Source organism: Microcoleus sp. B4-C1, assembly GCF_036705285.1.
Classification (GTDB): domain Bacteria; phylum Cyanobacteriota; class Cyanobacteriia; order Cyanobacteriales; family Microcoleaceae; genus Microcoleus.
Genome location: NZ_JAUBUC010000057.1, coordinates 12,380 through 37,433, shown reverse-complemented (window position 1 = coordinate 37,433; position 25,054 = coordinate 12,380). Strand labels below are relative to the sequence as shown.

The 25,054-nt window shown below is 44.7% G+C and carries 15 protein-coding genes; 12 read left to right on the top strand and 3 right to left on the bottom strand.

Annotated elements, in window-relative coordinates; translation table 11 throughout:
• The first annotated feature begins 395 nt into the window (after positions 1–395).
• The 3 genes from QUB26_RS21175 (at position 396) to QUB26_RS21165 (ending at position 8,207) form a co-directional block, all read left to right on the top strand.
• Entirely contained in the window at positions 396–5,111 is a 4,716-nt protein-coding gene (locus QUB26_RS21175; protein WP_333319579.1) for a response regulator, read from the top strand.
• A complete protein-coding gene (locus QUB26_RS21170; protein ID WP_333236445.1) occupies positions 5,077–7,104 on the top strand; it encodes an adenylate/guanylate cyclase domain-containing protein in 2,028 nt (675 codons plus the stop codon). The genes QUB26_RS21175 and QUB26_RS21170 overlap by 35 nt, the downstream gene beginning before the upstream one ends.
• A 212-nt stretch (positions 7,105–7,316) precedes the next feature.
• On the top strand, positions 7,317–8,207 hold the full coding sequence (locus QUB26_RS21165) for an alpha/beta fold hydrolase (RefSeq protein ID WP_333236443.1): 891 nt from the start codon (positions 7,317–7,319) through the stop codon (positions 8,205–8,207).
• 558 nt (positions 8,208–8,765) lie between these two features.
• Here the strand turns inward: QUB26_RS21165 and QUB26_RS21160 are convergent.
• Positions 8,766–9,647 carry a Cof-type HAD-IIB family hydrolase gene (locus QUB26_RS21160; protein WP_333242510.1) on the bottom strand — a complete coding sequence of 294 codons (882 nt, stop codon included), beginning with the start codon at positions 9,645–9,647 and terminating at the stop codon, positions 8,766–8,768.
• Between the two features lie 373 nt (positions 9,648–10,020).
• Between QUB26_RS21160 and QUB26_RS21155 the strand changes: the two genes are divergently transcribed.
• The 6 genes from QUB26_RS21155 (at position 10,021) to QUB26_RS32080 (ending at position 19,511) form a co-directional block, all read left to right on the top strand.
• Positions 10,021–15,549 (top strand): ATP-binding sensor histidine kinase, encoded by a 5,529-nt coding sequence (locus tag QUB26_RS21155; RefSeq protein ID WP_333319577.1) that lies wholly within the window; start codon positions 10,021–10,023, stop codon positions 15,547–15,549.
• A gap of 48 nt (positions 15,550–15,597) precedes the next feature.
• A complete protein-coding gene (locus QUB26_RS21150) occupies positions 15,598–17,010 on the top strand; it encodes an adenylate/guanylate cyclase domain-containing protein (protein ID WP_333236438.1) in 1,413 nt (470 codons plus the stop codon).
• Between the two features lie 172 nt (positions 17,011–17,182).
• On the top strand, positions 17,183–18,403 hold the full coding sequence (locus QUB26_RS21145) for a heparan-alpha-glucosaminide N-acetyltransferase domain-containing protein (protein ID WP_333236436.1): 1,221 nt from the start codon (positions 17,183–17,185) through the stop codon (positions 18,401–18,403).
• Between the two features lie 79 nt (positions 18,404–18,482).
• A complete protein-coding gene (locus QUB26_RS21140) occupies positions 18,483–18,887 on the top strand; it encodes a hypothetical protein (protein WP_333236434.1) in 405 nt (134 codons plus the stop codon).
• Between the two features lie 18 nt (positions 18,888–18,905).
• Positions 18,906–19,241, top strand: a complete 336-nt coding sequence (locus QUB26_RS21135) for a hypothetical protein (RefSeq protein ID WP_333057897.1) — start codon at positions 18,906–18,908, stop codon at positions 19,239–19,241.
• Positions 19,242–19,286: 45 nt separating this feature from the next.
• Positions 19,287–19,511, top strand: coding sequence for a DUF433 domain-containing protein (locus tag QUB26_RS32080; RefSeq protein WP_445299631.1), 225 nt, complete (start codon positions 19,287–19,289; stop codon positions 19,509–19,511).
• On the opposite strand, the gene QUB26_RS21130 is transcribed toward QUB26_RS32080, so the two are convergent.
• Positions 19,429–19,647: a hypothetical protein gene (locus QUB26_RS21130; protein WP_333236432.1), complete on the bottom strand. Its 219-nt coding sequence runs from the start codon at positions 19,645–19,647 to the stop codon at positions 19,429–19,431. The two genes, QUB26_RS32080 and QUB26_RS21130, sit on opposite strands and share 83 nt — an antisense overlap.
• A gap of 132 nt (positions 19,648–19,779) precedes the next feature.
• Between QUB26_RS21130 and clpP the strand changes: the two genes are divergently transcribed.
• Positions 19,780–20,388: an ATP-dependent Clp endopeptidase proteolytic subunit ClpP gene (gene clpP, locus QUB26_RS21125; RefSeq protein ID WP_006635758.1), complete on the top strand. Its 609-nt coding sequence runs from the start codon at positions 19,780–19,782 to the stop codon at positions 20,386–20,388.
• Between the two features lie 317 nt (positions 20,389–20,705).
• On the opposite strand, the gene QUB26_RS21120 is transcribed toward clpP, so the two are convergent.
• A complete protein-coding gene (locus QUB26_RS21120; protein ID WP_333236430.1) occupies positions 20,706–21,710 on the bottom strand; it encodes a hypothetical protein in 1,005 nt (334 codons plus the stop codon).
• 385 nt (positions 21,711–22,095) lie between these two features.
• Between QUB26_RS21120 and QUB26_RS21115 the strand changes: the two genes are divergently transcribed.
• Positions 22,096–22,344: a hypothetical protein gene (locus QUB26_RS21115; RefSeq protein ID WP_333319574.1), complete on the top strand. Its 249-nt coding sequence runs from the start codon at positions 22,096–22,098 to the stop codon at positions 22,342–22,344.
• A gap of 244 nt (positions 22,345–22,588) precedes the next feature.
• Entirely contained in the window at positions 22,589–24,955 is a 2,367-nt protein-coding gene (locus QUB26_RS21110; RefSeq protein WP_333236428.1) for a ribonuclease R family protein, read from the top strand.
• Positions 24,956–25,054: the final 99 nt, after the last annotated feature.

Sequence of the window (25,054 nt, the reverse complement as noted above, 5' to 3'; positions counted from 1 at the left end):
ATTTTAATGCTAAACTCCAGCAAGAAACTGTCCTGGGCGAATCAACCGGGTTGTAGGAAAATACTTGGTCGCAGCCATTGAACAAAGTTAAGAAACCCGGTTGCTTTGGTCTGGAGTGCCTAAGCGATAATTGTTTTTCGATAGAGTTAATTTGTACAGCAAATCAGGCGATTTCTTTTGACAAGAAAATGTAGTTAAGTACGGTTATTTTGAGTGAAGAATTAAGAGAAGCAACCAAGAAATTGAAAAAACATAAGGTGCGTTAGTTGATGGCTAATATCTAAAGTTAATCCTCTATTTGCTGAGTGTAAAAATGTTTAATAAATAATGATGAGCGGAAGAAATCGCTAAATATATTAAATCATCAATCTGCTGCTAGAAATAAAAAAATCACAATGACCAGACAAAAAATGATATTTGACAAAGAAAGTATTCACATTTTAATTATTGACGATCAGCCCCACAACCTGCGGTTTATATCAAATATATTGACGAAAGAAGGGTATAAAGTTCAGCGGGCGATTTCGGGAGAAATGGCGGTCAATGCTAATTTAGCAGTTCTCCCAGACTTAATTTTGCTAGATATTGCTATGCCCAAAATGAACGGATATGAAGTCTGTGCTAGACTGAAATCCAACGAAAAAACTAAGGAAATTCCGGTTATTTTTTTGAGTGTTTTTGAGGAGACTTTTCACAAAGTCAAAGCTTTTGAAGTCGGCGGTGTTGACTACATTACTAAGCCTTTTCAAGTGGAAGAAGTTTTAGTGAGGATCGAAAGTCAATTGACTATACAACAGCTATCAAAACAATTAAAACAGCAGAATGCCCAACTGCAACAAGAGGTAGAATTTCGCAAGCGAACAGAACAATCACTCCGGGAAAGCAAAGCGCGGTTGCAAAAATTGGCGGTCAATATACCGGGAGTTCTTTATCAATTTATCAAGAAACCAGAGGGAAATTTTAAGTTTGAATATATTAGTTATGCTTGTCGGGAGATTTACGAATTAGAGAGTGAGGAAATATTAAAATGTCCCGACTTTTGCTTCGATCAAAATCATCCAGATGACCACGAATATCTGGTAAAACAAATTGCTACTAGCGCCCAAACTTTAGAACCTTTTGCCTGTGAATGGCGGATTGTTACGCCGTCGGGTAAACTCAAATGGCTCCAATCTAATTCTCGACCAGAAATGCGCGATAATGGCGATATTGTTTGGTATGGCGTACTTTTTGATATCAGCGAGCGCAAGCACGCAGAAATAGAAATGGCTGGAGCTAAAGCTGCTTTAGAACGGCAAGTTCAGCGAGAATTGCTGATTGCAAAAATAACTCAAGAAATTCGCTCAAGCTTGCAGCCAGAACAAATATTTCAAATAGCTGCCACTCAAGTCGGTCTGGCATTCTGCGTCAATCGCTGTTTGATTCATACTTACGTCACTACTCCCCAAGTCGATATTCCTCTGGCGGCAGAGTATCTCGAACCCGATTGCGAATCTATTCGGAACGTACCTGTTCCAATTTGGGGCAATCCTCACGTCATACAAATGATGATACAAGATCTGGCGATCGCCTCCAACAATGTTTATTCAGACCCTCTTTTGCAAGCTGTTCAACCGATTTGCCAGAAGGTTGGGTTAAAATCGATGCTGGCAATTCGCACTTCTTACCAAGGCCGGGCCAACGGTGCTATCTGTTTGCACCAGTGCGATCGTTACCGGGAATGGACTTCCGAGGAAATCGACTTATTAGAAGCTGTGGCGGCTCAAGTAGGGCTCGCTATCGCTCAAGCTAAACTGATCGAACGAGAAAAAAACCGAATTCAGCAGCTCGATCGGCAAAATAAAGTGCTGCAAGCAGAAATTCGCACCCGCGTCCGTGCCGAGCAAGCTCTGCAAGAATCGGAAACAGAATTGCGGGCTATTTTTGCCGCCATGACTGACACAGTTTTAGTGAGAAATGCAGAAGGGCGCTGCATCAAAATCGCCCCGACAGCATCAACAAATTTGGTGAAACCTCCAAGCGAAATGATTAACAAAACCGCTCACGAAGTCTTGCCGAAACCTATAGCAGATTTACTATTAAATGCGATCCAACAAGCTCTGAAAACGAAGCAAACTATCAATGTTGAATATAGCTTTAAAGTCGGAGAGCGCGACGTTTGCCTCGATGCTAAAGTTTCTCCGCTGACTCCAGATTCAGTGATTATTGTGGCGCGAGATATTAGCGTTCGCAAACAAACAGAATCCGCACTCAGAGAAAGCCAGCACTTCATTCAAGCGATCGCCGATTCCAATCCCAACCTATTGTACGTTTACGATGTAATTGAACAGCGGAATGTTTATACCAATAGACAAATTTCGACGCTGCTCGGATACACCGCCCAAGAAATACAAGATATGGGTACAGCAATGATGCCAATTCTGATGCACTCCGACGATTTGCCCAACTTTTTTGAAAGCATCCAAAAAGTTGATCGAGCCAAAGACGGTGATGTCATTGAATGTCAATACCGAATGAAACACAAAAACGGTGAATGGCGGTGGATGCACAGTTGGGATACAGTATTTCTCAGAACAAGCGATGGTAAACCCAAACAAATTCTCGGCACTGCTAATGACATCACAGACCGCAAATTAGCAGAAGAAAAACTGCTAGAGTCCCAACAAAGAATCTCATTTTTATTGCAGCAAACGCCGATCGCGGTTATCGAGTTAAACCTCAATTTTGAAATTATTACTTGGAATCCCGCAGCCGTTGCTATTTTTGGCTACAGTGAGCAAGAAGCGATTGGTCGAGTCGCCTCCGATTTAATCGTACCTGAAAGCTATCAACCGCAATTATCTGAGATTTCCAATCACGACTTGAACGCCAAATCCAGCGGGACTACTGAAAATCTGACTAAAGACGGCAGAATTATCATCTGCGAGTGGTATAATACTCAGCTAATTGACGATAACGGTACAGCGATCGGCATTGCTTTAATGGCTGTAGATATTACCGAACGCAAGCAAGCAGAAACGGAACTGCAAGAAAGTGCTTTACGACAAAGAGCGATCGCCCGCATCATTGAAAGAATGCGGCAGACTTTAGATATCCGAGAAATTTTTCACGCCACAACCCGAGAATTGCGCCAAACCATGAAGTGCGATCGAGTCGCTATTTACCGTTTCAATCCAGACTGGAGTGGCGAATTTGTAGCCGAATCCCTTGATCGCAAGTGGGTTTCTTTCATCCAAGCACAGGATACAGATTCTAACCTTACTGAAGGCGCTTTAGACAGCGAACTTTGCCTAGTCCAAAAATTAGATAGTATCTCACCAGAAGTCCACGATACCTATTTGCAACAAACCAAAGGCGGAGCATACAGCCGAGGTAAAACTTACCTTTGTGTCCCAGATATTTACAAGCAAGGTTTCGATAATTGTTACATCCAGTTGCTAGAAAAATTTCAAGCTAAATCATACATTATTGTACCAATTTTTTCTGGAAAAAAGCTCTGGGGATTACTAGCATCCTATCAAAATTCTGCCCCCCGCCAGTGGAGTGAAGCTGAAATCAACGTTGCAGTTGATGTAGGTACTCAGCTAGGAGTAGCATTACAGCAAGCGGAACTGCTTGCCCGCACTCAAAGGCAGTCCATGGAGCTGATTAAATCCAAAGAAAACGCCGAAGTTGCCAACCGCGCCAAAAGCCAATTTCTAGCTTCCATGAGCCACGAACTTCGCACGCCTCTCAACGCCATTCTCGGTTTTTCCCAAGTCATGGCCCGCAACAGTTCTATCACGGAAGAACAAAAAGAATACATAGAAATTATTAACCGCAGCGGCGAACATTTGCTAGAACTCATCAATGATGTTTTGTCAATGTCCAAAATAGAAGCAGGTCAAATTACTATCAATCCTAGCCGCTTTAATCTCTACGACTTTCTCAACAGTCTCAAAGAAATGCTGCAACTAAAAGCCAACTCAAAAGGCTTGTATCTAATTTTTGAAAATTCCCATAATTTGCCGCAGTACATTCAAACAGACGAAGCTAAATTGCGGCAAGTTTTAATTAACCTACTCGGCAATGCAATTAAATTTACTCAACACGGAACCGTTACTTTGCGCGTCAGTAGCCACGCTGAAAAAGACGTCATAGAAGAAAACAAATCCCAATTGTATTTTGAAATTGCCGACACGGGACCCGGCATTTCTCCCTCGGAACTTTCCACATTATTCAAGCCCTTTGTACAAACCGAAACTGGTCGGAAATCCATGCAGGGAACTGGTCTGGGATTGCCGATTAGCCAACAATTTGTCCGCATTATGGGAGGTGATATTGCTGTTGAAAGTCAACTCGGCCAAGGCACAATTTTTAGCTTTAATATCTGGGTTAACTTAGTGACAGAAAGTGATGAGCAAGAAAAACCACCGATTAAACAAGTTATTGGTTTAGAAGCAGGACAAGACATTTATCGGATATTAATAGTTGAAGATGTAACGGAAAATCGCCAACTGCTGCTTAAGCTGCTGGTTCCCCTGGGATTTGAAGTCCGGGAAGCAACTAACGGTCAAGAAGCAATTGCTTTGCATTCAACTTGGAAGCCGCACTTGATATTAATGGATATGCTGATGCCCGTGATAGATGGGTATGAAGCGACAAGAGAGATTAAGAAAACTCTCGAAGGTAAAGAAACAATAATTATTGCCTTGACAGCCAGTGCTTTTGATGAGCAGCGACAAATAATTTTGTCTGCTGGTTGTAACGATTTGATATGTAAACCGTTTCGGGAAGAGGTACTCTTTGAAAAGATAGCGCATCATCTCAACCTGCGTTATATTTATGAAAAAGAGAACTTATCTACTTCTTTTTCTACACCGACGCTGCTTAAAAGTTTGACCACCGAGGATTTGAGTGTAATGCCCACAGACTGGGTGGTCGAGTTGCACCGAGCAGCACTTTGTGTTGACGACAACCGCATCCTCGATCTGATCAAGGAAATTCCCGAAACTGAGGCAAATCTCGCTAACGCTTTAACAGATTTAGTCGATAATTTTCGGATAGATATCATTATCGATTTAACTCAATTATATTATGATGAACGACCATCCATTATCAGCGACTCGTAAAGACATTCTGATCGTTGACGATATGCCGGATAATTTGCGACTTTTATCCACTATGCTGACATCTTACGGGTATCATGTCAGGAAGGCTATTAACGGACACTTGGCTTTGCAAGGGGCACAAATATCTCCTCCCGATCTAATTTTACTAGATATTAATATGCCACAAATGAACGGGTATGAAGTTTGTGAGCAGTTAAAGTTAAGCGAAAAAACTCAAGATATTCCGGTAATTTTTATTAGTGCGCTAGATGACGTGCTGGAAAAAGTTAAAGCTTTTCAAGTAGGAGGAGTGGATTATATTACTAAACCGTTTCAAGTAGAAGAAGTCTTAGCCCGCGTCCAAAACCAACTTTCTCTTCGTTCGCTGCAATGCAAACTGCAACTGCAAGCTAGGGAACTGCACGATCGCAATTCTAGATTGCAGGAAGAAATCGCAGAACGGCAGCGGGCTGAAGAATCAATCCGGTTTTTGCTGGAAACGACGCGGGCGATCGGCGAAGCTGTAGACTTTCACTCAGCTTTAGAAGTAATTTTGCACCAAGTGGGCGAAACAATCGGATGGGATGTAGGAGAAGCTTGGATTCCCAATGCAGAAGCAACTGTGCTGCAATCTGCCAGGGGCTGGTATGCCAGCAACGCGAGGATGGATGCGTTCCGCAAGCAAAGCGAACAACTGACATTTGCCATGAATATAGGCCTGCCGGGACGAGTTTGGGCATCCAAGCAACCGGAATGGGTAGAAGATATTTCCAGGGGCTACCCGCATTTTTTCCGAAGTCAAATAGCACTAGAACTCGGATTCAAAGCGGGTTTTGGTGTGCCGATTTTGGTAGGCGATGAAGTATTGGCAGTGCTAGTTTTCTTTAAAATTTCGTCGGAAGGGAAAGACGCACAATTTATAGACGTTTTCAATGCGGTAGGCACTCAATTAGGTTCTTTGATTCAGCGGAAACAAGCAGAAGAATTGCTACGTATTGCCCAAGAAAAATATCACAGCATTGTAGAAAATGCGATGGAAGGCATTTTTCAAAGCACGCCTTCAGGAGGCTATCTCAGCGCTAATCCAGCTTTGGCAAAATTGTACGGTTACGACTCGCCAGAAGAACTGATGTCCGAGATTAACAATATTGCTCAGCAACTGTATGTTGACCCAGAACGCCGCCGCGAATTTGTGGCTGCTATGGATGCTGAAAATGCCGTTTCGGGGTTTGAATCTATGGTATGTCGCAAAGACGGGCGCCGGATTTGGGTGTCAGAAAATGTTCGGGCTGTTCGAGATGCAAAAGGTGAGCTGATCTACTATGAGGGTACTGTTTCTGACGTTACAGAGCGCAAGTTAGCCCAAGAAGAGCTCAAAATTCAACAAGAACAAAGCGAGAAGTTGCTGTTAAATATTTTACCCAAACCAATCGCAGAACGCTTGAAGGCAGAGCAAAGTACGATCGCCGACAGTTTTGCCCAAGTAAGTGTTTTATTTGCTGATATTGTTGGCTTTACTGAGTTGTCTGCTAGAATGTCTCCCACCGAGTTGGTAAAGCGCTTGAACGTAATTTTTTCGCACTTCGACCAGTTAGCTGAAAAGTACGGTGTGGAGAAAATTAAGACTATTGGCGATGCTTACATGGTAGTCGGGGGATTGCCTACGCCGAGACAGGATCATGCCGAGGCGATCGCCCAAATGGCCCTGGGAATGCAGGAAAAAATAGCAAAGTTGTGCGCCGAGACAGGGGAAAAACTGGCAATTCGCGTTGGCATCAATTCCGGGCCGGTGGTTGCGGGAGTGATTGGTGTGAGCAAGTTTACTTATGATTTGTGGGGAGATACGGTGAATGTAGCGGCGAGGATGGAAGCTACGGGTTTTGCCGGCAGAATTCAAGTTACTGATGTTACTTATGAGCTTTTGAAAGATAAGTATTTGTTTGAGAGGCGAGGCGTAATTCCGGTAAAAGGTAAGGGGAATATGATGACTTATTGGTTGCTACAAAAAAAGTAAAAATTGGGAATTGGGAATGGGGCATGGGGCATGGGCCAAACAGAGCATTGGGCATGGGGCATTGGCCAAACAGGGCATTGGGCATTACAACAAATAAGCAATAACCAATAACCAATAACCAATAACCAATAATTCATGACTACTGACTACTGACTACTGACTACTGACTACTGCTATGATGAAAGTAGTTAACGAAACTTTACATAATAGCCGTGACTGCACAACAATTAGTATCTGCAACAAGTTTTGAAAAGCTAATTTGGACTTGGAAAGGTCACAAAATCCAATATACCGTCCAAGGAACTGGCCGCCCTCTGATCTTGATTCACGGATTTGGGGCTTCGATCGGACATTGGCGGCAAAATATCCCCGTACTCGCAGCCGGCGGCTATCGCGTATTTGCTTTGGACTTGCTGGGATTCGGTGCTTCCGCCAAACCAGCCCTAGATTACACTCTGGAATTGTGGGAAGAATTGCTGACTGATTTCTGGGCGGATATGGTACTAGAACCGGCGGTATTTGTCGGGAATTCGATCGGCGCTTTGCTGAGTTTGATGGTAGTCGCCAACCATCCAGAAATATCAGCCGGCGGTGTCTTAATCAACTGTGCCGGCGGGCTCAACCACCGACCGGACGAACTGAATTTCCCGCTGCGAGTAGTGATGGGGACTTTTACTAAATTAGTTCGATCGCCCCTGATCGGCCCCTTTGTCTTCAACAACATCCGCCAAAAACACCGCATCCGCAACACCCTGCGCCAAGTCTACGGGAACCGCGAAGCCATCACTGACGAACTCGTAGAACTCCTGCACGCCCCCTCCTGCGATCCCGGAGCTCAACAAGTGTTTGCATCGATTCTCACAGCCCCTCCAGGCCCTCAACCGTCAGAATTGCTGCCCAAAGTCGATCGTCCGTTATTGGTACTTTGGGGCGCAGACGACCCCTGGACGCCAATCGCCGGCAGCCAAATTTATCAACAATTGGCCGCCAACGATAAACCAGTGAAATTTGTTTCCATTCCCAACACAGGCCACTGTCCCCACGACGAGCGGCCGAGTGAAGTCAACGCTCTGATTTTGGACTGGCTGCTGGAATTGAAGTAAAATTTTTCTGCTCAAGGTAATGCTTGGGCGATCGAGTCAAACCCTTGCATTGCAAGAGTTTTGCCTCACTCCACCGCACCGACACCCCCGCAGCAGCCGACTCAAAAAACAATTTTTGGAAAAAGTATTGACACAATTTACTGAGTCAGCTATATTGATGGACGTGTGAGGAGCGAACCAGAAGAAGCACCGAGACGAAACACGGCCAGTCGTCGGTGCTTTTTCTGTTGCAAGGCATTTTTAAGAGTTTTAAATTATCTATAATTCACATCCAGAAGATCGGTAAGCCCGCCCCGCTTTCTTCAATTCTTCTTTCGCGTTCTTAGCGTCTTCGCGGTTCGTTAAATAAATATTCGATGTTGCAAAAAAAGTAATTGACTCCACTTGATCGGGAAAAATCCGAAAAAGTGGATCTTTTTAGATCATCAAAATTTGATTGCATAGAACTCAAAACTAGACAGTTATATAATAAAAAATTGTCGCTGGGTCGGGGCGGGTTGATCTAGATTTTTTCCAGATGTCGCTAAACCCACCCCTGCGGTATTGGTGCTGCAAATATCAACGATCGCCCAAAACAAATTGTTCGATCGCAGCCACCACCCCATCTTCCTCCACATCCGGCGCCACCCAATCAGCAGCAGCCTTCACGCCATCAGGAGCATTGCCCATCGCCACGCCCACACCCGCATAGGCAATCATTTCCACATCATTAAAATTGTCGCCGATCGCCATCACATTCGCCGCCTGCAAACCCAAAAGTTCCTCCGCTAAATACTGCACCGCATCTCCCTTATTCGCCACAGGATGCGTAGCTTCAAAAAAAGTAGCAACGGATCGAGTCAAATAAAGCTCTGCAGGCGTGTAGCGCTGCCGCATACTGCTGAGCAAGCCGTCGAGTACCCCCGGATTCTCGCACAATGCCAAAACTTTCGTCGGTTCCCCGGGAATATCTCGCCGCAAATCTTTAATCACCATTGGTTCAATGCCCGATCGTTCGGCATAAATTCGGGTAGCTGCGGTAATTTCCGGCACGTAAAGTTGGTCGTCAATGTAGAAATGGATCGAAAGCAGCGGTCGCAAATGCGGTTCTTCAAAATAATCTAACAGTTGCAGAGCAGTTTGTTTCGACAGCGGCAAGTGCCGCAGCCGTTTTTGAGTAGCGTGATCTTGAATCCATGCGCCCTGGTAGCAAATCAGTGGCAATGTTGAGCCGATGTCGCGGTGAAAACGCAAAGCTGATCGGTACATCCTGCCCGTAGCGACGGCTACTTTCACTCCCCGCGACTCGGCCGCCAAAATTGCCTGCTTGACTGGTTCTCGGATAGTATTTGACATACCTGCGATCGTGCCGTCTATATCCACTACCAGCAATTGAATGTCTGCGGTGCCAAAAGCGCGATCGGTCGCATTAGCTGGATTTGAGGCAGTTATATTCTGCATGATTTTTTTAGATTTTAGCTGTTGATTTGCACGCACCCGTTTATTTTGCCACTGGCGGGATAGCAAAGTGCGACTTCTGATTTTTTGAAGACTAAAATATAGATAACTAAATAAGCGACAAAAAAAGTATCTAGGAGGACTCTTGAGAAATGGATTTAGCTAAGCTATATAATAGTAGCCAGTTTACTGCCGTAAAAACCGCACTCGACCGACGCTGTGTATTTTCACTTACTTAATAATACTTGTGACCAAAAAGAATGCAACTCTAAGCCCGCGAGCCAAACTATTATATTATCAATCATTCCCAATCTAAAATCTAAAATCTAAAATCTAAAATTGTCTAACCGCATCTTTGAAATTACCCCTAACTCTCATGATTTCTATTCCGGGATACCGCATTGACGGAGAACTTTATACAAACTCTCACACAGTTATTTATCGAGGGATGCAGCTTGAGGAACAAAAACCCGTTATCCTCAAAACTCTCACGCCGCTATACCCTACCCCAGCCCAAATATCCCAACTGCTGCACGAATCCGAAATTCTTAAAAATTTGAGTTTGCCCGGAATAGTCAAGCTTTACAAAATAGAAACATACAATCACTTTCCGGTTTTAGTTTTAGAAGATTTTGGTGGGATTTCCCTAAAAGAGTTTCTCAGCAACAACCAGCTAGAGTTACCACAATTTCTGCATATTGGCATCAAATTAGCAGAAACTCTTGGGCAACTCCACGAACACCACATCATCCATAAGGATATTAAACCCAGCAATATTATTGTCAATATTGAGACAGGAGATGTCAAGATTGCTGATTTTGCGATCGCCTCCCTGCTACCGGGCGAAAACCCCGCCCCCAGCCATCCCCATTTACTCGAAGGCACTCTCGCCTATATGTCTCCTGAACAAACGGGACGCATGAATCGGGCGATCGACTACCGCACCGATTTTTATTCTTTAGGCGTCACCTTTTATGAAATGCTTTGTGGTGAATTGCCTTTTCAGGCGATCGATCCCATGGAATTAGTACACTGCCATATTGCTAAAACGCCAGTTTCTCCTTGGGAAAACAGAAATAAAAAAGTAGAAAGCAAAAGCATCGAAGGCAGAATCAATCAAGTAGGAACCAAGGAGATTCCTCAAGTCGTTTCCGATATCGTCATAAAACTCTTAGCAAAAACAGCCGAAGACAGGTATCAAAGTGCTTTCGGACTTTTGTACGACTTGGAAAATTGTCTCGATCAACTGCAAACTATAGGCGAAATTTCCCACATAACCCTCGGCGAGCAAGATCAGTCAAGTCACCTGCAAATTTCCCAAAAATTTTACGGGCGAGAAGCAGAAGTTAATCTGCTTCTCAGTATCTTCCAGCGTATGAGGCGGGGCAATACAGAAATCGTGCTAATTTCCGGTTCTGCAGGTGTGGGCAAATCCTCGTTAGTATATGAAGTTTACAAGCCGAGTCGGCGGGAAAATGGGTATTTTATTGACAGCAAATTTGAGCAATTTAAACGAGATATTCCTTACGCTTTTTTGCTCCAAGCTTTTCAAGATTTGTTGCGCCAAATATTCACACAAAATGCTGCAGAAATCCATGTTTGGAAAGAAAAAATTTTAAAAGCACTGGGTGGCAACTGCCAAGTAATTATTGAAGCTATTCCTGAAGTAGAACTGATTGTCGGGCCGCAGCCCTCCGTCCCCGATTTAGGAGCCAATGAATCTCAAAATCGCTTTAATTTAGTATTTCAAAACTTCATCCGCGTCTTTGCTCAAAAAGAACACCCCCTAGTAATTTTCCTGGACGATTTGCAGTGGATCGATTCAGCATCTCTCAAGTTAATAGAACTGCTAGCAACTGACATGGGGACTCAATATTTATTAATAATTGGAGCTTATAGAGAGCAGGAAGTAGATGCAAATCATCCCCTAATCATTACCGCCGAAGCAATTAAAAAAGCAGGCGGCACTGTGAGTGCGATCGCCCTTTCGCCTTTAGATATAAGCAGCGTCAACCAATTTGTTGCCCATACTTTGAACTGCGCCCCAGAAAAATCCCTAAGTTTAGCACAATTGCTTTGGCGAAAAACCGCTGGCAATCCCTTCTTTTTAACTCAATTAATAAAATTTATTTACTCAAAAAGCTTGATTCAATTTCAAATTTTACCCTCGAATAATGTGGTCGAGCTAGCTGAACCTAACCTATCGGGCTTAGCGCAACCAATCTCAGAGCAAATTGTGAAAAAATGCCATGTCACAGGCGAGTGGCAGTGGGATATCGAACAAATACAAGAAATGGGAATAACTGACAATGTTGTAGAATTAATGATAGATAACATTCAGAAACTTTCAGAGAATACCCAGGAACTGCTTAAATTAGCCGCTTGTATCGGGAACAAATTTGATTTGAAAACTCTCTCGACAATCGCCGAACAACCTCTGGCTTCCGCAGCAACAGACCTCGGTGAGGCACTTCAGTCCGGTCTGATTTTGCTCGTGAATAACGCCTACAAAATTCCGATCGCACTAGCAGCAAGCACAGAAGTAACAGACACAATATCTAGAGACTTTACCGATAAATTTTCCCTGCCAGTAGCTGATGTTTCGAGCGCCACGTACAAATTTTTGCATGAGAGAGTGCAGCAAGCAGCTTATGCTTTAATATCCGATTATCAAAAACAAGAAATTCATCTCAAGATAGGCAACTTTTTACTTCAAAATGCACCGCCAGAGCAATTAGAAGAGCATATTTTTGATACCGTAAACCAACTAAATTCTGCCAAAGGAATCATCAGCAGTCAATTAGAACAATTTCAATTATGCCAATTAAATTTAATTGCAGGCCGCAAAGCAAAAGCAAGTGCCGCTTACCAACTTGCCCTCAAATATTTAACCGCAGGTATTGAACTGCTGCCCCCCGAAAGTTGGCAAACTGACTACGACTTAACTCTGGCACTCTACGAGTCAGCAGCAGAAGCTGCTTACCTGAATACCGACTTTGAACCCATGGAAAAATGGGCGATAATTGTCCTGCAACACGCAACAAATGAACTAGACAAAATCAAAGTGTTTGAAATCAGAATCATAGCTTGTGCGATGCAAACAAAACTCCAAGAATCGGTAAAAATTGGTCGGGAAGCACTAAAAATGTTAGGAATTAACTTTCCTGAATCGCCGATTCCCCTCCACATTCAGCAAGCACTTGCTAAAACAGCAGCTTATTTAAAATACAAAAAAATAGAAGATTTAATAGACTTACCGATTATGACAAATCCGCACAAATTAGCCACTATGCGTGTGCTTTCCAGTATGTTTTCAGCTACATTTATAGTTGAACCTGTCCTGCTGCCGCTCATTGTGTGCGAGCAAGTTAATTTATCTATTAATTACGGAAACTCTACTTTTTCTGCCTTTGGTTATGCTAATTACGGAGCAATTTTAAAAGGAATAGTTAGAGATATTGAATCGGGCGATCGCTTTGGTCAATTAGCTTTAAATTTGAGCGATAGATTAAATGTGTTAGAATTCAAAAGCAAAACGCTTAATTTAGTAGCATTCATTTTGATGAACGGCAAGCATCACGTTAAAGACTCTTTGCCGCTATTAGAAGACGCCTATCAAAGCGCGTTAGAAAATGGGGATTTAGAATGTGTCGGATATTCAGCCGTAAATATTTGTCAGTCTTTGTATTTCCTCGGTCAAGAATTGCCACAACTGGAACGAAGAATAGTAAGTTACAACCATTTGCTGTTTCAACTCAAGCAAGAAACTGTATTAACTTGGAATCAAATATATCTGCAAACTATTTTGCAATTGATGGGAAAATCGGAAAGTACACACCTGGTATTAGGTGAAGCATACAGCGAAGAAAAGTTGTTGTCGCTACTGTTAAAAGCTAACGATCGCGTGGGATTACAGCACTTTTATTTGCAGAAATTAATAATATCCTATTTATTTGGAGATACCGCTACAGCCCTAGAAAATTCAGCGCTAGCCGAAGTATATTTAGACGGAGTTGCAGGCTTTATTAATGTTTCTGAATATCAGTTTTACGATTCTCTAGCCCGCCTAGCCGCCTATCCATCTGCAACAGAGGGGGAACAAGAAGAGCATATTTTTTACGCTGTCAGTAACCGAAAAAAACTGCAACAGAAAGCGCTTTATGCACCCATGAATCTTCAGCACAAATGCGACTTACTTACGGCAGAAAAAGCGCGTGTTTTGGGCAATATTGTGAGAGCAATGGAATATTACGATCGCGCAATTGAAGGAGCCCAAGAAAACGGATACATACAAGTACAAGCACTAGCAGCAGAATTGGCAGGAGCATTTTATCTATCCATAGGAAGAGAAAAAAATTCTAAAACTTACTTAACAGAAGCGCGTTATTGCTATCAACGCTGGGGAGCAACAGCCAAAGCAGCGCATTTAGAATCCAAATACTCGCACTTGCTAACTTCAAGCTCGATTTCAACTAATATTGAAACTCACAAATCTACCAGTAGCGCTTCCACTACGAACGACGCTGCAGGCGTGCTAGACTTGACCACAGCAGTTAAAGCATCGCAAACCTTAGCGGGCGAAATAGTTCTAGACAAACTGCTGGCAAAAATGATGAAAATTGTTATTGAAAATGCCGGAGGGCAAAGAGGCTTTTTAATACTAGAAAAAGAGGGTCAATGGGTGATTGAAGCATCAGGATCTGTAGATGTCGATCGCGTTGCTGTCATGCAATCAATTCCGATAGATTTTGTAGCCGACGATCGAGAAGTAACTTTGCTGGCAGTTGCAGTTGTCAATTACGTTGCCCGCACCCAGGAAAGTATAGTTTTAAACGATGCCAGCCGCGAAGGACAATTTACTCGCACACCCTATATAATGGCAGTTCAACCTAAATCAATTCTTTGCACTCCGTTAATTAATCAAGGCCAACTCACTGGCATTCTATATTTAGAAAACAATCTGACTACAGGCGCTTTTACACAAGACAGGTTAGAAATATTAAAACTGCTGTCTTCTCAAATTTCTATCTCCATCGAAAATGCCCAACTTTACGCCAACTTGCACCAATTCAATCAAAATCTCGAAAATTTAGTACAGCAGCGTACCTCCGAACTCTCCCAAACTTTAGAAGACTTAAAATCGGCTCAAAATAAACTGGTAGAATCGGAAAAAATGGCTGCCCTCGGAGGGTTGGTTGCAGGTGTTGCCCACGAAATCAATACTCCCATCGGCATCGGCATCACCGCCGCCTCCCTGCTTGCTGAAAAAGCCACAAAGTTTTTTGAGGTTTACAGTAACGGCCAAATAAAACGTTCCGAGTTAGAAAAGTTTCTGGATACCGCCGTGCAAAGCAGTAATATGATCTTATCTAACCTCACGCGGGCAGCCGACTTGATTCACAGTTTTAAAGAAGTAGCTGTGGATCAGTCGAGCGAGTTAAAACGCACGTTTAATGTTAAAAACTATCTAGAGGAAATTTTGACATCCTTAAGTGCCAAACTCAAAAGAACTAAGCACAAAATAGAGATTAAGTGTGATGAAAATATTGTTGTGGACAGTTACCCCGGCGTAGTGTGTCAAATTGTGACAAATCTGGTGTTGAATTCGCTAATTCACGCCTACGATGGAGAAGACGCAGGAATTCTGGCTTTTGATTTCAAACTAGAGGGCGATCGGCTAATATTTGAATATGCCGATAACGGCAAAGGAATTGACCCAGAAAATCTCAGTAAAATTTTTGAACCGTTTTTTACCACCAAAAGAGGTCAGGGAGGCACGGGATTGGGACTGCACATTATTTATAACCTTGTTACTCAAAAACTAAAAGGCACAATTAGCTGTAGAAGTCAAGTAAATAAAGGCACAAGATTTATCATTGAATTTCCCGCTAAAATGAGCAGTTAGTTATTATACGGCCCACATGGATATAAGTTTTATATAGGAGAACGATATATGTCAGAAGCTAGTAAAAACCTGTTGGCTGCAGGCGATGACGAATTAATCGCGGCGAGCGACGATGAATTAATATTTGCCGAGGAAGACGAGGCGGAAGAAAAACCGCTAGAAGAAAGTTGGAAAATCTTAATTGTAGATGATGAAATAGAAATTCATAATATTACTAAACTAGCCTTAAACGATTTTAAATTTGAAGGTAAAAGTATAACATTTATCAGCGCTTACTCAGGAAAAGAAGCTAAAGAAATAATTCAAAATAACTATGACATAGCATTGATTTTACTCGATGTAGTTATGGAAACAGAAGAAGCAGGCTTGGAAGTAGTTAAATACATCCGCGATATTTTAAATAATCAAATTGTGCGGATTATTTTACGCACTGGACAGCCCGGACAAGTGCCAGAAGATGTAGTAATTGTCAGCTACGATATCAATGATTATAAAACCAAAACAGAACTTACTAACAAAAAATTATTTACCACAGTAGTCACCGCACTGAGAGCATTTAGATCGCTCAATCAAATCGAATCCAGCAAAAGCGAACTCGAAAAAATAGCCGCCGCCTCAGCCCGTTTTGTACCCCGTGAATTTTTGAAGTTTCTCAAAAGAGAAAGCATCGTTGATGCCAGACTAGGAGACTCTGTACAAGCAGAAATGACGATTATGTTTGCCGACATTCGATCATTTACAAGTCTGTCAGAAAGTATGTCTCCGCGAGAAAACTTTGAATTTCTTAACTCTTACTTAAGCCGAGTTGGCCCAGTTATCCGCGAGTACAACGGTTTTATAGATAAATATATTGGTGACGGGATTATGGCTTTGTTTCCTAACAGGGCTGAAGATGCTGTGCAAGCAGCAATTGAGATGCAGCATCAAGTAAAAATTTATAATAGACACAGGCAAAACAGTGGCTATCAACCTATTTCGATAGGGATTGGTTTGCATACGGGGACTTTAATGTTAGGTACGATTGGCGAAGCGGAACGAATGGAAAGTACGGTGATTTCTGATGCAGTTAATTTAGCTTCCCGCGTGGAAGGATTGACAAAGCTTTATGGAGTTGCTATTGTAGCTAGCGTCCAAACCCTTTGCCGGATAGACGATCCTCAACATTACAAGTGCCGGTTTCTCGATCGCGTTCAAGTAAAAGGAAAACAAACACCTGTTGCGGTATTTGAAATTTACGATGGCGACTCGCCGACAATGATCGAACTAAAAGCACAAACTCAAACTTATTTTGAACAGGGAATTTTTTTTCACTACCAGCAGCAATTCGCGCAAGCAAGGCAAATGTTTCTGCGCGTTTTGCAAATCAACAAGTATGATAAGGCAGCATCTTTTTACGCTGAACGCTGCGATATGTTGATGAAGAATGCAGTCATAATGACTCTGGAAGGAATAGAGATATAGGTAGTGGGGAATTGGGCATGGGGCATGGGGCATGGGGCATGGGGCATAGGGCATTGGCCAAACAGGGCATTGGGAATTGGGCCGAAAAGAATTAGGAAATGGGCATCAGCTAAGATACTTAACAGTGAACAGTGAACAGTGAACGGTGAACAGTGAACAAATAACTTAATTTATGCGCTTCAAATCCCTTGATGTTTTTCGCGGAATTGCGATCGCCTCGATGATTCTAGTCAACCACCCCGGTAGTTGGAAACAGGTGTATCCACCGCTAGAGCACGCAGAATGGCACGGCTGCACCCCGACAGATTTAGTATTTCCGTTTTTCTTGTTCATCGTTGGCTGCGCGATGTCTTTCTCGCTGTCTAAATATCTTCAAAATTATCCAAAAACCGGAATAGAAACCTCAAAAATTACACAAACAAAGGAAAAATCCGAATCCGCCAAAAACCCTCTTCCTTCTTCCTTCTTCCTTCTTCCTTCTTCAAATATTTACTGGCGAATTGCGCGTCGCGTCGCGATTCTATTTATATTAGGATTGCTGCTAAATACATCTTCGATCGCCCTTGACGTACTTCTCAACAGCGCCCCAGTGGAAAACTTCGGTAAAATCCGCATCATGGGAGTATTGCAGCGCATCGGCTTAGCTTATTTCATCAGTGCGATCGCCATTCTCAACCTTTCCCCCCGCAATCAAAAACTGCTCGCGGTTGCCGTGCTTTTGGGCTATTGGGCTGCATTAACCGTATTTGCTGTAGGGGGGTACACTGCCGGCGAACTCACGCCAGAAGGAAATTTAGGAGGATATGTCGATCGGCTAATTCTCGGTAGCCAACACCTCTACAAAGGCGGCCCCTTCGATCCCGAAGGATTGTTGAGTACCTTACCAGCAAGCGTTACAGTCCTGATCGGCTACTTTACCGGAGAATGGCTGCGCGTACAGCCCATCAAAACGCGCACCAGTATCAACTTAGCAATCTGCGGCTTCTGTTGCGTGGTAATCGGCCACTTGTGGGGATTTTCCTTACCCATCAACAAACAACTTTGGACAAGTTCTTATGTAGTTTTTACCACAGGTTGGGCGTTGCTATTGCTAGCTGCTTGCTACGAAACAATAGAAGTGCGGGATTGGAAATGGGGGAGGTTATTTGAAATCATGGGATTGAATGCTATTTTCCTATTTGTCGCCTCCGGTATTGTCGCCCGAATTCTGTTAAAAACTCATATCGGTACTGGTGAAAATGCTCCAACAACTTACAGTTGGATTTATGAAAACTGGTTTGTGCCGTGGGCGGGGCCACTGAATGGTTCCCTAGCATTTGCCGTGACTGCGGTATTATTTTGGTGGTTGATTTTGTATGGAATGTATCGCCGAGGTTGGGCGATTAAAATTTGAATTGTGGGTTGTTAAACAAGCGCGTTTGCTGGTAAGTTGTGAGCAAGGGGCTTGACAATCAAAAGCTGTTTTTAGTATAATGTATATATATTTTTTTACGGTGTTTGACGTGGATATTCTAATTGAGTCAACAAGGGAATTTGAGAAAGATATTGCGCTGCTAAATGAAGATGAGAAAGCCGCAGTAATTCAAAAAATTAATTATTGTGCCAGCCTTTTTCCTACTCAAAAATCAAATGTGTATCGCAAGCTGCGTCGTCTCCCGCTATCGTCAGACCTGAATGGTTACGAGTCTTCGCTTTATACGCTACGAATTTCTCAAAAACTAAGAGTGGTTTTGGCGGTTGACGAAGACCCAATTTTTGGGCAAGCTATTTTTACTCTTTTTCGAGCAATTCAACACGACGAACTCGATCGAGCGTATAAGGGTGTAGCAGAGTCTTTGTATCAAGACCTACTTCAGCGCGATCGAGAAACTGCCTAGATATAATCAGCTTAAGTTATGGCGCAAAACCTTATTCTCTGTGATGAATATGGCATTATTTACGAAGCTATGAAAATTTTGCCAGATGACGAGCTAAAGATTAGTTTTCTGGAAGCTTTAGCAGAACTTGAAGACCAGGAATGTCACAGGACGAGACAATTTCCCAAAACGAGACTGCATAAAGTTAAGGGTGTGAAGCAGGCAGTTTATCGTGCTGATATTGATAAAGTCTCAGGCTGGCGCATCCACGTTCAGTACGTCAACGGACAGATTCATCTCAAGGATATTATTGAAGGGCAAAGACACGACAATGTAATTGAGGTGATTAAATCAAAGAAATCCCGCTACCAGTAATCCTAGCAAAGATATAATCTATAAAAATCCAGTGGGGATTTAGCGATGGAAACTAACAGGCTATTCGAGCCAAGTGATACCTGGAGTGAAGAAGATTGTCTTGATGTCACAACCTTTTCTTTGCAATTGGCAGCTACTATCGTTCATAGCGACCCCGAAATTTTAGGGGGAACTCCTGTCTGTATCGCTACTCGCGTCCCGGTGAAAATTCTCCTTGATTGTCTCGAAGAAAGTGATTCGCCCTGCGGAGTTCCTCGACCATTTCCCTAGTGTCAGCCGCGATCGAGCGATGGAAGTTCTGGCAATGATACGATCGCCACATAACAACGTTAATTGATGTCCGCTTCCTCAACCTCGATCGCCCTTGGATCGGATTTCCGATCGCACCCCCCGCCACAACTTCCACAAATTACCGCCCCAACCCCGCCCAGCTAAAGGATTTTGCCGATTTCTCGATCCCCCGCCACCGATCGCTAACTATAACTGAGCCCTAGTCGCTAAAATTAAAAAAAGATACGTAATAGGCAGGCAGGCGTCAATGATCCCAACAGTTATAGAACAATCCGGTCGCGGCGAACGCGCCTTTGACATTTACTCGCGACTCCTGCGCGATCGCATCGTCTTCTTGGGCCAACAGGTTGACTCAGACTTGGCTAACCTGATCGTTGCCCAATTGCTATTTTTAGACGCCGAAGACCCGGAGAAAGATATTTACCTCTATATCAACTCCCCAGGGGGTTCGGTAACAGCAGGTATGGGCATTTTTGACACGATGAACCACATCCGGCCCGACATTTGCACTATTTGTCTCGGTTTGGCCGCCAGCATGGGCGCTTTTCTGTTGAGTGCCGGCGCTAAAGGCAAGCGGATGAGTTTGCCTCACTCCCGGATTATGATCCACCAACCTCTAGGCGGAGCTCAAGGACAAGCAACCGATATTGAAATTCAGGCAAAAGAAATTTTGTACCACAAACGCCGCCTGAACGAACATCTTGCCAACCATACCGGTCAGCCGCTTTCCCGCATTGAAGAAGATACCGAACGGGATTTCTTCATGTCGGCTGAAGAAGCAAAGGACTACGGATTAGTCGATCAAGTGATCGATCGCCGTCCTTCCGCCAGCCGCCCGATCGCCGCTGTCGTCTAAATGAAAAGTTAAAAATCAAAAATGAGGAAATATTCTTCATTTTTGATTTTTAATTTTTAACAGTCATATAGCAATCCTTGCAGGAGTCGCAAATTTTTTACCCCACCCCAACCCTCCCCTTACCAAGGGGAGGGAGTAAGAAATTCACAAATGATGCGAGGATTGCTCTATAGCAGTTTTCTGTTAATTGAAGTACAGATGCTGGGGCGGAGGACACGGCACAGTGTCCCGTGTTCCTACTGTATTTCATACAATTGAAAACTGCTATATGTAGCTTTTTCTAAAAAAACATCACACCTAGAAACCCTACATAATTACTAGGGCAAAGATTCGAGATATTGCAGGAAGTCGAGCAATTCTACTTGATTTAAGAAATGGCGCGCTTCTTTGCCATAACCTTGTTTGAGATAATCTTTTCCTTGGTTGGCAGTCCAGCCCAGCCGCTGGATTTCCTCAGTGGTTCTGCTATAGATTTCTAGATATTCTAGGAAATCTACTAACTCTTCGCTAGAAAGCTCTCTCTGCGACGACTTGCCGTAATTGTGTTCCAGACACTGGGTTTCCTGTGGTTTTTTCCATCGCAGGCGTTTGAGGATGGCGTCTATTTGGGCGATCGTATCAGAATTATCCTCGATCGCATCGCTGGGAATTCCCACCGCGATCGGTTGCAATTCCCTGACTTCGGCCGCACCCTGTAGCAGTTCACTTTGGCTAGAAGTAGGCACATCCAGTTCCTGAAGTGGTTCGCCGTAGCTAGAAGAAAGCCAAGCGTCCGAGTCTAACTGCTTTGGTACAAATCCAGTAGCCTCGACGCGATCGACCGTTGGCGGCAGCGGTGCCGGTACAGGTGCGATCGGCTCTTCATTTAATTTCGCTTCAGTCTTGACAAAATTGCTTTGATGTGATTCAGGCAATTTGTCAGCAACAGGCATTTCTAGAACCGGAAGAGGAACACTTGTGGGCCCAACAGGAACCGGAACAGCAGGAGGAGGAGGAGGGGGAACAGCAGCAACCGGGGGAACAGCAGGAGGAGGGGGAGGGGGAACAGCAGCAACCGAAGCAACCGGAGCAACCGGAGCAACCGGAGGCGGCTCAACACTCGCGATCGCACGATCGGGCGCAGCAGATCCAAGAACAGCGATCGCTCGCAACCGGGCGCGGTCTTCAGCATCCTCAACAGACTCAGCAGCCGACATAGCCGTAGCCAGAGTTTTGCCGTCAACCTGAACCAGACAGCGAACAACAAACTTACCGTGATGAACAGTCAGCAACTCACAAATTAACTGTCCAGCGGGATAAAGGGCGCGAAATTCAGCAAACATAATTTTTTGACCCCGAAACCAGAGGGGGCTTATGACTTAAGTGTAGTACAGCCCTGAGAAAACAATTTTCTGAAAGCACCTATTCAACATACAATAAATTAAAGGTGAGTCATCCGCGCAACCTTACACGCCACTAAACCCCATCCCACATCCGGCAGTTTAAGCTAACAAGCACCGGGCGTCATTTCTACCTATAGGAGATGACACAGCAACTAAGCAAAAGTAGTAAAAGTCTCCGGTTTGCGTACCTGCACTTTCTACAGCACAGATTGCTCCCGACCCGCTCGTTGCACCTCCGTCCGCAAGGACTGATCGCGTGCAAAAAAACAGGGGCATCGCAGCAGCGAGCTACTAGCAATTTTGCCTTAAAGATCCGGTAAATTCTTTGCTAAAGCAAGAAGCAAGAGGCACTTCAAAAGGAAGAAGGAACAAGGCAGAAGGAACAAGGCAGAAGGAAGAAATGCAAATTTTATCCCTCTCCATCCCTCCATCTGCTCATCCTCGACTCAAGCCGTCGCTTTCAGTATCGAGCCATCTTTTAAGAACCGACAGGGGCTTTCTAATTTGCGAAGTGCTCGGCGCTGCTGACCTAAAAGCAAACAAACCAACGCTAAAAAATTGTATTGGGGAATAGCGTGCGGGACAGTTGTCTGCACCGTCAGCAGTCAGTTCAAGACAGACAGCAGACAATTAGCACGAAGCCGGTGTCGGGAGAGAATCTCAAAAAAAACTCGCGCTGAAACAAGGTGGCTGTGCTCGCGTCTCCACCTATCAACCCGCGCATTTGTTGGGAAGCAGGCACTGCGAGGGCCCGAGGGGGTGCGGCTGATTTCGCCAAAATTAGACTAATTGCTGGAAACAAGAGGATCGATCGCTACATGGAATTTTCTATCGCTGCACTGCTGGCAAATTTTACAGAAGACAAATTAGTGGCCCCTAAAGCATTGGAGAAAAAACTCGACTGCAACGACGCCACCAGTCAACTCAAACTTCAAATCGCATTAGAAGCTCTAGAGAAAATTGGCATATTAGTCAAAGACAAAGGCCGCTATCGCCGAGTAGCTGAAGACGACGTAGTAGAAGCAAAACTGCGCTGTTCGAGCAAAGGATTTTGCTTTGCAATTCAAGACGCCGAAGGCTCAGAAGACGTTTATGTGCGGGAAAGTCACCTCTCGACAGCTTGGAATGGCGATCGAGTCTTAGTCAAAATCATCAAAGAAGGTAGCCGCCGCCGATCGCCCGAAGGCGAAGTCATGCTCATCCTCGAACGCGCCAACCCCTCGGTACTGGCGCGAGTCAAGCAAACCGCCACCCCCACCGGCCGCGTCAGCTACAGAGCAATCCCCCTGGACGATCGCCTGTTGTTTGAACTAGACTTGCTCGCAAATGGCACAAATCTCCAAGAGGCGATCGACCACCTAGTACACGTCGAAGTCAAACGCTACCCCCTCGGCACCCATCGCCCCGTCGGCAAAGTAGTACAGGTACTAGGTTCCGACGCCGAAGCCGCTGACGACCTCGACATCGTATGCTGCAAACACGACTTGCCGCGATCGTTCCCCGCCGCCGTCATCAAAGCAGCGGAAAATTTGCCCAGCAAAGTCAAAAAAACCGACATCAAAAAACGCCTAGATTTGCGTAACATTCTGACTGTTAGCTTCAGCAAAAACGAACCGGGAACAACCAACAGCGAAAACGATGCCCCCCACGTTGAGGAGGAAAATCTCTCCGAGGGAGGAGGCGAAAACGAGTTTGATCCGACAGCATTCCTCTCCGATCCGCCAGTGGAACGCGCTTTGTCGATCGAAACCCTGAAGCCCGGCCGCTGGCAAATAGGAATCCACATCAGCGACGCCGCCGAGTACGTGCAGCCAGAAACCCCGATCGACCGCGAAGCCCGCAAGCGAGGCACCGCAGCCCATTTGGGAGAAAAAATCATCGCCGTACTGCCAGAAATCCTCAACGAGCGCTGCTCTCTGCAGCCCGACACCGAACGGCTGGCCTTCAGCATACTGCTGACCCTAGACGAATCAGGAGAACTCCTAGAATACGAAATTCAAGCCAGCGTCATTCAAATTGACTACCACCTCACCTACGAGCAAGCTCAAGCAATTCTCGAACCAAGCAATGCCGAAGAGCACCCTTTATCCTCCGCCCTCCGTCCTTTCCTAGATCAAATCGGGGCCGCCTCACAGGCAGCCAGACAGACAAGGCTCAAGCGAGGAGCTTTTGAACTAAATTTGCCCGATGCTAACTCTCACTTCGACGACGAAGGCGAATTAGGAGCTTTTGCAGTGGCTCCCCCCGTCCAGTCGGCTGTCTCCGAGTTGGTGGTACTCGCCAACCAAGCTGTCGCCACCCACCTGCAAGCCTTGGGAGTCCCAGCAATTTACCGCGTCCAGCCGATGCCAGACCCGGCAGACATTCAAGAGTTCATCAAACTCTCGAACAACCTCGGAGGCGAACTGTATCTCGAAACCGAAGAAGAAGTTTTGCCCTTGGACTTTCAGCGATTTACCCAGCAGTTTGCCGGCCTGAAGTCCGAAAGAGTTCTCACCTACCTGCTAGAAGACACCATGAAACCCGCTGTTTACAGCACAACTCCCAAGCCACACTTCGGTTTGGGGCTGTCAGAGGGTTACACGCGCTGCACTTCGCCGCTTTCCCGCTACGCCGATTTGCTGGTGCTGCGGGTGTTGCAAGCGGTGTTCGAGCAAGGCCGCAGCAGCCGCACAACACGGGCTAAGGAAAAAGTAGACTTGCACCATTCCTCCTGTCACGGTCAAATTACTTGGAATGTTCTCCCGCCAGATTTGCACCACGAATTTGAGACGGAGTTTGCATCGGTAGTAGTACACCTAACGGAACGCGAAAGGGTTGCTGAAGACGCTGAAAGCGATTTGCAGGGATTGAAGAAAACTGGATTGATGAAAGAGCGCACCGGTCAAACTTTCCAGGGTTTGATTACAGGCGTGCAGTCTTACGGTTTCTTTGTGGAAATTGAGGTGCGGCCACCGGAGAGCGACATTTTGCGTGTTGAGGGATTGGTGCACGTTTCTTCGCTGAAGGATGACTGGTACGAATATCGATCGCGCCAGCAAACTCTGGTGGGTCGCAAAAACCGCAATCAGTATCGTTTGGGCGATCGGGTAGAAGTTCAAGTCAAGAGTGTTGACTACTACCGCCAGCAAATTGATTTAGTTGCAGTTGGTGGCGGCAGTCAAGCTTTTGATGATGATGAGTAGTTAGTTGATAGTTGATAGTTGACTGTTAACTTTTCTCAATACTTAGTTGTCATTATCTGGCAACTAAGTATTAAGAAGTGGGCGCCAAACTATACTCAG